The organism is Leptospira perolatii, from assembly GCF_002811875.1.
GTDB lineage: Bacteria > Spirochaetota > Leptospiria > Leptospirales > Leptospiraceae > Leptospira_B > Leptospira_B perolatii.
In genome coordinates this window covers 54407-64871 of record NZ_NPDZ01000016.1, presented here as the reverse complement: position 1 = coordinate 64871, position 10465 = coordinate 54407, and the positions used below count along the sequence as shown (strand labels likewise).

The 10465-nt window shown below is 43.0% G+C and carries 7 protein-coding genes; 3 read left to right on the top strand and 4 right to left on the bottom strand.

Annotated elements, in window-relative coordinates:
• Window positions 1–223 precede the first annotated feature (223 nt).
• The 3 genes from CH373_RS17095 to dusA form a co-directional block, all read right to left on the bottom strand.
• Window positions 224–1186 (bottom strand): MBL fold metallo-hydrolase, encoded by a 963-nt coding sequence (locus CH373_RS17095; RefSeq protein ID WP_100715433.1) that lies wholly within the window; start codon window positions 1184–1186, stop codon window positions 224–226.
• 30 nt (window positions 1187–1216) lie between these two features.
• Entirely contained in the window at window positions 1217–3124 is a 1908-nt protein-coding gene (locus CH373_RS17090; RefSeq protein WP_100715432.1) for a PP2C family protein-serine/threonine phosphatase, read from the bottom strand.
• Window positions 3125–3245: 121 nt separating this feature from the next.
• Window positions 3246–4274, bottom strand: coding sequence for a tRNA dihydrouridine(20/20a) synthase DusA (gene dusA, locus CH373_RS17085; RefSeq protein ID WP_100715431.1), 1029 nt, complete (start codon window positions 4272–4274; stop codon window positions 3246–3248).
• A 119-nt stretch (window positions 4275–4393) separates the two neighbouring features.
• On the opposite strand from dusA, the gene CH373_RS17080 reads away from it, so the two are divergent.
• The 3 genes from CH373_RS17080 to CH373_RS17070 are packed head-to-tail and all read left to right on the top strand — an operon-like array spanning window position 4394 to window position 9338.
• Complete coding sequence (locus CH373_RS17080; RefSeq protein WP_243393456.1) at window positions 4394–5398, top strand: LIC10647 family lipoprotein; 1005 nt, start codon at window positions 4394–4396, stop codon at window positions 5396–5398.
• Window positions 5395–7440: an FAD-dependent 5-carboxymethylaminomethyl-2-thiouridine(34) oxidoreductase MnmC1 gene (gene mnmC1 / locus CH373_RS17075; RefSeq protein WP_100715430.1), complete on the top strand. Its 2046-nt coding sequence runs from the start codon at window positions 5395–5397 to the stop codon at window positions 7438–7440. Before CH373_RS17080 ends, mnmC1 begins: the two co-directional genes overlap by 4 nt.
• A complete protein-coding gene (locus tag CH373_RS17070) occupies window positions 7437–9338 on the top strand; it encodes a RecQ family ATP-dependent DNA helicase (RefSeq protein WP_100715429.1) in 1902 nt (633 codons plus the stop codon). The genes mnmC1 and CH373_RS17070 overlap by 4 nt, the downstream gene beginning before the upstream one ends.
• Here CH373_RS17070 and dinB read toward each other — a convergent pair.
• Entirely contained in the window at window positions 9309–10439 is a 1131-nt protein-coding gene (gene dinB, locus CH373_RS17065) for a DNA polymerase IV (RefSeq protein ID WP_100715428.1), read from the bottom strand. The genes CH373_RS17070 and dinB overlap by 30 nt on opposite strands.
• Window positions 10440–10465: the final 26 nt, after the last annotated feature.

The window sequence follows — 10465 nt, the reverse complement described above, 5'->3', positions numbered from 1 at the left end:
TCTACCACGGCAGCAATAAACTTAACCTTCTCGTCCATCGGTCTCACCTCTTTCCACGGCAAAGGCTTGTCCTCCTTTGCGTTTGTTTAGTGTTACCTATGTTCCCGGTCTATTCTGTTACCCATGTCTCCGGTTCATACCCAGGGCGGGGGCCCCTCATTTCCCCGCGCGCCCGGAACAGAAATTCCAATTCATGAGATGAATTAGGATTTGAAGTACTTTTCTATTTCAGAAGTTCCGTTCCTTTTTTCCTGGATCTTTCTACTTGGAACGCGATTCCTTGCGCGTTGATCTGAGCGTCAAAGTCTAGGAATCTTTTGCCTTTTTCATCAATCGAAATTTTCCGAATCGCGAGCTGCTCATCCAGATACGATTTCACTCTAACTTGGCAGAAAGCGAGAAGCGCATCTCCTTCTAGATTCGTTTTCTGTGCGGCGACTAACACTTGTTCCATGGCATTGATTCCTTCTTTCATCTGTGCCGCGCCGAGAGTCATATTTTCCCAGACACCGAAATGAGTAAGGTAGGCCTTGTCTGCTCCAGTAGCCAAAATCTTATCGATCGAAAGAATCGCTTCGTCCGAAGCAAAATCCGTGGGGGTCGTGGAAGGATAAAGAAAAGGTTCTATTCCGCTCCGGAAGATTCGATATCCCAGTCCAAATGAATCTCCTGTAAAAATTCCGTTACTAGCAGAGTCATATATGCAGAAATGATGATTTGCATGGCCTCTTGTATAAAGAAATCTTAATTTTCTTTTGCCCCAATTCAGTTCTTCTCCATCTTCCATAATTCTTACTCTGGATTCCGGTACGGGAACAATTTCCCCGTAAAGTTCCTTAAAGAGTTTTTCTCCGTAGACCTTGACTGAACTGTTGATCAGTCTCGTAGGATCGATAATATGAGGCGCAGCTTTTGGGTGAGCTAACACTTTAGCGTTTGGACAATGCTTTAATAATTCTCCGGTTCCACCCGCATGGTCCAAATGGACATGGGTAATAATAATAAAATCCACAGATTCCGGGTGGAGACCTTGTTGATTTAAGGTTTCTAAGAAAATTGGAACCGCAAAAGAGGTGTTAGTTTCTACAAAGGAGGCACGGTCGCCCTCTTTGATCAAATAAGCACAGGCTAGTTCGGATTCTATATAGCCACAGTCGATAGTGATGATTGAATTCAAATGATCCATTTTGAGCCACGATTTAATTTTAGAAAATTTCTAGATAACATCTACTGTAAGGTAGGTTACATCATCAGGCAGCTTATTTCCCGCGAAGTCTTTTATGTTCGCAAGAATCTCTTCGTTTAGATTTCTAGGATTTCTACTGAAAGAATCCCGTAGCAAACTTATGAGCCTTGCTTCTCCGAACATTTCCTTTTCAGGGCTGATTGCTTCAGTGATTCCATCCGTGTAGAAAAAGAATCGATCTCCTCTTTTCAGTTTTTCTCTCCAGGTTCCGAGCTGGATTTCCTTCCTCCATCCAAGGATAGAACCTTTTCCGTCCATAATAATCGGCTCCTCGCTTTCTTCTCGAACCAGAACTGGAGGAGGATGACCGGCTAAAGAATAGCGAACTTCTCCGAGCTCTAAATCAAAGGTGGCAGCAACGGCTGTGATAAAGTTTTTTTCAACTACGGGGACCAATCTAGCATTGAGTTCGATTAACAAATCAGCTGGTTCGGAATGCTTGGGAGCCAATTCCAAGAAACTGATCTTTAGCATAGAAGCAATCAGTGCTGCCGAGATTCCGTGACCTGCCACGTCGCATAACAAAAATTGGATCTTGTCTTCTCCGTAGGCATAGGAATCAAAGTAGTCTCCTCCGATTTTCTCCGCAGGAACGTACACCGAATTCACCAGTAGTCGTCCTATTTTGCCGTCTAAGCCAGGAATTAGCTTCGATTGCAATCCTGCTGCAACGATGATCTCTTCGTTCAGGAGTCTGTACTGTTTTTCCAATTCTTGTGTTCTGATTTCGACAAGAGTTTCCAGAGATTCGTTGAGTTCCTTTAGATCTTTCCGTGCTCTTGCATTTTGCACCGCAATTCCCATTACCCCTGCGAATAGAAATACGAGCATTCCATACTGGAATAGAAACTGATTTTTCCCCGTTATGACATCCTTCACTACATCTGAAATTCCTAAAAACGCAGCGAGTAAGGCACCAATGAGTATGATTTTTCCTTCTCCGCTACTTTTATAGTGGGTTGCCACAAGGCTTACCAACGCGATGATTTTCAGTCCCAGTAGAATTTCCCAAAAGTAAACCATTAGGAATCTTTGATCGGGAGAAAATGAATACAGATGCAGGAATGCTATGATAAAGTCTGCGCCTAAGATCGCTTGGACAAAAATACCGGGTTTCTTTTCAAAGAGTGCGTATACGAAAAGAATAAGGAATGCAGGGAAAAGAGTCTGACAGATAAAAAAAACTCGAACGATCAATTCGAATGGGATTCCGAGGTAGTGGGTTTTATTTAGGACAGCCACTCTCCAACCTACATAAAGGATTGCTGATAAAGATAAGAACAAACTTGCATTCGAATATCGGTTCAGAAAGTGAGCAATTGCTTGCTGTAAAAAAATTCCCAAGAAAAGAACCGCAAATGTCACTTGGACGAGATCTTCGTATATTAAATCTTCCTTAATCTTGTCGTAGTCTCCTACCTTCGGAGCGCTGCGAAAGATTCCGCAAAATAGTCTAGATTCTCTACATTCTATTTCGACCTCGAGAACGTTCTCGCCAGGTAAGATCATGTGTGTCGGAATCGGATAAAATCTTGGCCGGATCCAATTCGGAGAATACGGATCGAATTCACCAGTGCTCCCGATCAATTTTCCGTTCCAGTAGGTCTTGTCGATCGACTGGATTCGATCTAAGTATACTCCTTGAGTCAGACCGTCGTTCTTTCCGGAATAGTGAATTGCAATTCTATACTTTCCTTTGATCGGAATTTTATATCCTTGGTCCAGTAGGCCTAGGGCAATTTTCACCGAACGCGGAGTTGGCGATCCTTCCTGAGTAAAAGTCCAGTCTGCATCTAGGCTCTTTACGGACCAGGAATCGATCTGCTCTGCCTGTAAGGAGTTAGAAAGGAAGAGTAAAATCCAGAGCACCCAAAACATAGGGAAGGGTTAAGCTTCATTCGGTCTAGGCAGATTTGCAAGGATAAAATAAAAAGACGCTTTACTAGATTCTTTTGGCATTTCGCAAAACAGAATCGTTGTAATGCGAAATGCTAGTCTGCTAAAATGCGAACTCTGGAGACGCAGTAACCGCAGAATCCAGTTCTTCGTTAGGTAAGTTCTGTAGAGCCCGCTCCAAAAGATCGCTAGAAAAATCTACGTGCATACCTTCGGTCAGAATTCTTCGGTAGGATTTTGCACCTCTGACTCCATGAAACGCACCTAGCACGTGTTTGAGGATTCGAGCAGGTTTTTCGCCTTGGTCTATATTCCTTTGGAGGTATTCATTTAACTGGAAAAATATTTCTCTCTTTGATTTTTGATTCGGTGACATTCCGAAAAAAAGCTCATCTACTTTGGAAAATAGGAAAGGGTTTTCGTATGCAGCCCTTCCAATCATTACTCCGTCAACATGGTTCAGGTGTGAATTAACCTCGTCCAAAGTCTTGATTCCGCCATTGATTTCGACGATTACATTTGGAAAAGATTTCTTCACTTGGTATACATCTCCATAGCGTAGCGGAGGTACGGATCGATTTTGTGCCGGGCTAAGTCCTTCTAAGATCGCAATTCTTGCATGGATTGTGATTCGGTTTGCGCCGGCATTGTGAACCTTTTCCACAAAATGCAGGAGATCCTCGAGTTGATCCTTTCCCGGGATTCCGATTCTACATTTCACAGTAACAGGAATGCGAACTGCCGCAGACATCTCGGATATGCATTCTGCGACCTGATCCGGATGCCTCATTAAACAAGCTCCGAAATTTCCTTCTTGTACCTTGTCTGAAGGACATCCTACATTTAAATTGATCTCAGAATAACCGAAATCGCTTCCGATCTTTGCGCATTCTGCAAGCTTGCTCGGCTCATTTCCCCCCAGCTGTAAAGAAAGAGGGAGTTCCTCCAAGGAAAATCCAAGATGCCTATTTCGATCTCCCCTTAGGATCGCACCAGTAGTGACCATTTCGGTGTATAGCAGAGTCTTTTTCGTAATGAATCTCAAAAAGGTACGAAAATGTCTGTCGGTCCAATCCATCATAGGCGCGACCGAAACCGGTGAAATCATAGGTTGTGCGAAAACAGTGTTCATGAAACGCTATATGAGCTAGTGTCGAATTTGCACCATTGCCAGTCAACCCTCCTGAAACCGAAAGGTCAATTTCCAAATAGGACTTGGATTCGATAGGGATCGGATGAATCTGGCATGGAATGGGAAGATCGGCAAAAAGCAGAACTTACTTTCGCCGTCTGACCCGGACCCTTCTCATTATCATTCTGTGCTTCGGATTAGACTGCAAGTCCTTATCGCACGTACTCGATTCTATCATTATCAATGCGGGCGCCGAAGTTACCAGTTTGAATTTTATGACTAGGCCTCCTTCTTTTGGCGGCTTGCCTGCCAAGCCTCTAGGTGCCCAGTCTGAGATGACAGAAAATCATATCGTTAGTAAAGACTCCTCCGTATATCGTGCATTCTACTCAATCGGTTCGGTTCCCGGGAGGCTCCCTGGAGCAGGTGAGTTAAAAGGTTGGTTATCCTTTTTAAATTGGTTCGCTTGGTCTTTTAGTCTCACTTCCCCCAGGACATATCGCGGGACCTTGATCAATTTTCCGGATGACGGTAGACCTTACATTACTCCTGAACAATACCTTCAGTATCAGCTCTTTCCGCTTCCATCGGTATTCGGTAGAAAGATGGATTATATCTATGAGGATTATCAAGTATTCTTTACGTTCTATTTGGGATACTATACAGGACAGAGCTTTAATTTTGGCGTGGGTCCTCTGTATGGGTTGGCATTTTATCGTTTGGATATTTTAGAAAACGAACGAAGAGTCTCGAGCGTAAAGAACGAATTGATGGAGCTGAAGGGGATTCGTTTATTAATGGAGTATAAGGTCGGTCAGTATTTTCCGGACACGATACTTTATAACGCATATCTTTTTTTGGAACTGACCAACTTCGGTGATCAGACGGGCAAAGGTACTGTTGTGGAACAACATGTTCTCACTGCAAACAACCAGCCGGCTCCCTCACTCTATATGTCCATGAGTACGATGCGCTTGGGAATAAGGAAGGAGATTCAACTCGCAAAAGAGTCCGAAGTTCCGAATCGAGCTTTTCAGCCGGAATTGAAGGACGATTTACCTTCTTCGGGAATTCCTAGAAACCGGGAAAGAAGTTCCAATCTTCGGGGAGACACAGAAGGGTGATCGACTGGAAGGAGAATGGAACTCCTGTTTCTAAGAATTTCGGAGATATTTACTTTTCGCCAGAAAACGGTTTAGAAGAAACTCGTCACGTATTTATCGATGGAAACAATTTGTCAGATAGACTGAGTCTATCAAATGATTCTAATATACCCGCATTTTCAATATTAGAAATCGGTTTTGGAACCGGTTTGAATTTTTTTGCTACTTGGAAGCTCTGGGAAGAGTTACGAATTAAGTCTCCGTTCTCTTTGCTAAAATTCGTTTCTTACGAAATGTTTCCATTAACTCGAGATGAAATCGAAAAAGCGATTTCTTGTTTTCCGGAATTGTCAGGAGTTCTGGAAAAATTTCTACCGACATACACTAATTTGGTGGCAGGTTGCAATTCCTTTTTATTTGAGGTGGATAGAATTTGCCTGCACCTTTGGATCGGAGACGCTCGAAGTCTTTTGCCTGATTCCTCAGGAAAGTTTGACTGCTTTTTTTTAGATGGCTTTGCTCCTTCCAAAAATCCTGAACTCTGGGAAGAAGAACTTTTGTTTCAGATCGGAAAGCTTGCGAACAAAGGAGCTACTTTTTCAACATTCACCGTAGCTAAAAGTGTAAAAGATTCTCTTTCAAAGGCTGGATTCCAGCTGGAAAAAAAGAAAGGCTACGGAAGAAAACGTGAAATGCTTTGCGGTAAAATGTTAGGAGAGCAAGCTTTCGGAACCAGTTCTGCCATAGGGACCAACTCGAAAAAATCCGCAGTTCTCAAAAATCAGTTCGCTTATCCAATAACAAAACAGGCGCCTCCTAAGAAAGAAACTCCGATTCTGATCATAGGCGGAGGATTGGCTGGAGCATCGGTGGCCCGTTCTCTCGCGATTCGCGGATATTCCATTATCGTAATAGATGCGAATTCACCAAACCAAGCCTCCGCGATTCCAAAGGCGATCTCTCATCCTCATCTAACCAAATTTCCCAGTCCGACTAGCCTTTGGACATTGAGAGCTCTTGGGCATTCATTGCGCAGGTATCCTTATCTTTTGCAAAAGGAAGATTTTGCAATTTCTGGGACTCTTCAGTTGGAAACCGAAGAATGTTCTTGGGAAAGGCTGACGCAAGGAGCAAGCAATCATTCACTTCCCATTGAAATCGCGGAGGAGTTGAGCGATTCGAGTCAAAAATCAACTTTGCTAAGTGCGAAACAAAGGGCGATGTTTTTTCCTTCGGGATTCTGGACCGAAACACCGAGGTTAGTCGAAAATTTATTCAATCATCGGAATATTCAAAAAAGTTCATGTACTGTAAAAGAGATCCGAAAAGAAGACTCGAATTGGATGGTTTTAGATCAAAATGGAGTAGAGATTGCTTGTGGGTCCGCTCTTGTCCTGGCAAATTCGATTGGAATTCAAAAACTCCTGGATTCTTTCCTGGGAGAATCTTTATTTGAATTGAGCAAAGTGAGAGGACAGCTTTTAGAAATCGAGTTTTCAAAAGGTGCGGGACCAATCGAATCGAACATTGGCACGGAACCGATTCATGTAGCAGAACATTATCTAACACCTTTGTGCGAAGGAAAAAGAATTCTAGGTTCTACCTTTGACGAATTTCATCTGGAGGAGAATCCTAGATCTGAGGACACGCAGGCACTATTAAGTTTTGCTCGAAATAGATTCGAAGGGCTGAACTTAGAATCGGTTCAGGAGATACGTGAAGTTGTGGGAATCAGATCTCAGACGAAAGATCGTTTTCCGATACTTGGTCCTGTACCGAATCCTAAACAATTCAAAAAAATTTACACGGGCTCCGGGCTTCCTAGAAACAGAAACAAGGAATACGAACCAATGGAGCCGATTCAGGGCTTATTCGTTTTTGGTGGACTTGGATCTAGAGGAGTTCTATCGAGTTTGATCGGTGGAGAATTGTTAGCGAGCGTGATTTGCAACGAGCCACTTCCCGTGGAAAATAGCTTGTACTCTGCGTTAGATCCTGCAAGATTTCTATATCGAAAAATTAGGAATATGGAACCAGTCACACATCAGGAAAGTGAAAAATGAAATCTAGCGTTGGAATGCCGAGCTCTATATCTAAGAGAGACTGGGAAGCTGCGTTAAAAGCGGCATTCGGTTTCGCTCAGTTCAGGGCAGGCCAGTGGGAAGCCTTGCAATCCATCTTAGAAGGCAAAGATGTTTTGTCGATTCTTCCTACCGGAGGCGGAAAGTCTCTGATCTACCAATTGCCTTCCTTCGTATTTGAAACAGGTCTGACTATAGTTATCTCTCCTCTAATCGCTTTAATGAAGGACCAAGTTGATTCACTGACCGCGAGGGGCTTAGAGGCTGCGTATTGTAATTCTACGCAAGATGAATTGGAGCAAATTAGAATTCTATCGAGGGCGGCGACCGGAAAGATCAGAATACTTTATGTATCTCCGGAAAGAGCAACTTCTAGATCGTTTCTGGATCTACTTCCAAAGTTTCCCGTACGATTGATCGCAGTCGACGAGGCACATTGTGTTTCGCAATGGGGTCACGATTTTCGCCCAGAATATCGCAGGTTGTACACTCTAAGGAATCACCTTCCTGCGAGCTTGCCTTGGGTGGCGCTAACAGCTACTGCAACGGACCGGGTCAAAAAGGATATTTCTGATAGCCTGGGTCTGGTCTCTCCGGTTGGTGTACAAGGCACTTACGCAAGACCGAACTTACGTTTTCAGATCCGATTTCCCCAATCGGAGAGAGAGAAAGAAGCAGATCTTTTGAGTATATTAGAATATAGTAATTTTAGAAAGCTTTCCTCCGGAAAAGCGATTATCTATTGTTCGACCCGAGCCAAAGTGGATTCACTTTACGAATTGCTCAAGAAGTCGGGTTATAAGATTGGAAAATATCATGCAGGCAGAACCGATTCCAGTCGGGAAAAGACACAGGACGGTTATTCTTCGGGGAAAACGAATGTACTTGTTGCGACGAATGCATTTGGAATGGGTTTGGACAGTCCGGATGTAAGACTAGTTTTACATTATCAAGTTCCTTCTTCTTTAGAAAGTTATTATCAAGAAGCGGGCAGGGCGGGAAGAGACGGCAAACCATCCGATTGCATTCTGTTTTTTCATCCGAGCGATTTGAATGTGCAAAATTTTTTACTTTCCAAAGAAGCGAATTACAAGGGGGGAGATACGCTGCTCTCACATGTAAAGTCGTACGCCACTTCTTTGGAATGCCGACAAAGATCCCTTTGCGGTTATTTTGGAGAAGAAACCGAGCCTTGTAATCAATGCGATATCTGTTTGGAAGCGAGCAGAACCGAGTCCGGAAGAGAAGCGTATATAGAAAGAGAAAGAATCAAATCAGAAAAGAAAAGAGAAAAACAATCTCACGAGTTTAGTAGCGAAGAGATACAGAATATAGAAGGTTTATTAAGCGAATACCCGGCAAGATTCGGTAAAAAAATAGTTTCTAGTGCTCTAAGGGGATCCAAGTCCAAAGAAGTACTTAGAAGGAGACTAGATCGATCTTCTTTTTATGCAACTCTTTCTCACGTGCCGGAAGAATCCATTCAACTCATCTTGGAAAAATGGCTTTTTGAAAAAAAGTTATTAGTGAAAGGGCAAAAGTACCCTAAGTTGTATCTCGCGAATCTAGGAAAAAATTTTTCAGGCAAAAAGCGAAAATCGGAAATCGCTGACCAGAAATCGCCTTCTACTTTGAAAAAGGCAAAGTCTTCTTCCCCTACAAAAGTACTTCTCAATGAATTGAAGAATTTTCGAGACAGAACCGCGAGAAGACGTAAGTGGAAAAAGTTTATGGTTTTGCAAAATCCGGTTCTAGCTAGAATCGCGGAGCAAATGCCGGACTCACTGGAAGAACTGAAATTGATCAAAGGGATGGGAGAGTCGAAGGTGGCTCAGTATGGAGCTGAGATCTTAAAGATCGTCGAAAGCCATAGGTTCTAGAGTTTCTTCCTCAAAATGAAACAAAGAACCTGCAAAACCATCTTCTAAATCTTTGTTCGAACTTTCTGGATGAGACAAACTCAAACCCAGTAGGCGGATCGGAACCGCAGAAGTTCCGTTCTCTGTCAAAAATTCTTCGAGCATTTCGAGAGAGACTTTTAAGAATGCTTCTTTTGTTCTAGGAGCTTCTGTAAAAGTTCTACTTCTGGACTTCACGGTAAAATCCTTGAACTTGATTTTTAAGCTGAAGGTCCTTGCACTAAAATTGCTCTTCAATAGTCTTCTTTCCAATTCTTCGGAAATCGCTTCTAACTCGCTGACCAAATCTTCTTTTTGGATCAGGTCTTGAGAGAAAGTAGATTCTGCTCCTAAGGATTTTCTCAGGCGCGAAGATTCCACTTCTCTTTCGTCGATTCCTCTTGCTACATTGTAGAGCCAGTTTCCCATTTTTCCGAAATGTTTGAGCAATTCTTCTCTAGAAGTCTTTTTCAAATCAGTTCCGTTCCGTATTCCAATCTCTAGCATTTTTTTGTGCGTGACTTTTCCGACTCCGGGAAAGCTTTCGATAGGCAAGGATTCTATGAATGATAGCGTATCTTCTGGTCTTACCACTGTCATTCCGTTCGGCTTATTTCGATCCGTAGCAACTTTCGCGACGAATTTACTAGTTCCTACTCCTGCAGAGGCTGTTAGGTTTGTGCTCTCAAAGATTCTAGATCGTATTTCTTTTGCGATGGAAGTAGCGTATTGGATTCCTTTTTTATTCTCAGTGACATCCAAGAATGCTTCATCCAAGGAGAGCATCTCCACTTTGTCTGTGTATTCCAAAAAGATTTCTCGAATTTGCCGAGAAACTATTTTATAAATTTCGAATCTAGGTCTTACGAAAATCGCAGATGGACAAAGTCGATATGCCTGAGAACAAGGCATCGCGGAACGGATTCCGAATTTTCTTGCTTCGTAACTTGCTGCGCAAACGACTCCTCGGGAATTCGGAGGACCTCCCACTACGATCGGTTTCCCTCGGTAGTCCGGATTGTCCCTTTGTTCCACCGAAGCATAGAATGCATCCATATCAATATGAAGGATCTTTCGAGTCATGTGGAGCCGAAATGCAATACTATACG

Coding starts and splice junctions, on each gene's coding strand:
- CH373_RS17080 (WP_243393456.1), top strand. CDS start 4,394: ATGGGAAGATCGGCAAAAAGCAGAACTTACTTTCGCCGTCTGACCCGG.
- dinB (WP_100715428.1), bottom strand. CDS start 10,439: ATGACTCGAAAGATCCTTCATATTGATATGGATGCATTCTATGCTTCG.
- CH373_RS17070 (WP_100715429.1), top strand. CDS start 7,437: ATGAAATCTAGCGTTGGAATGCCGAGCTCTATATCTAAGAGAGACTGG.
- CH373_RS17090 (WP_100715432.1), bottom strand. CDS start 3,124: ATGTTTTGGGTGCTCTGGATTTTACTCTTCCTTTCTAACTCCTTACAG.
- CH373_RS17095 (WP_100715433.1), bottom strand. CDS start 1,186: ATGGATCATTTGAATTCAATCATCACTATCGACTGTGGCTATATAGAA.
- dusA (WP_100715431.1), bottom strand. CDS start 4,274: ATGAACACTGTTTTCGCACAACCTATGATTTCACCGGTTTCGGTCGCG.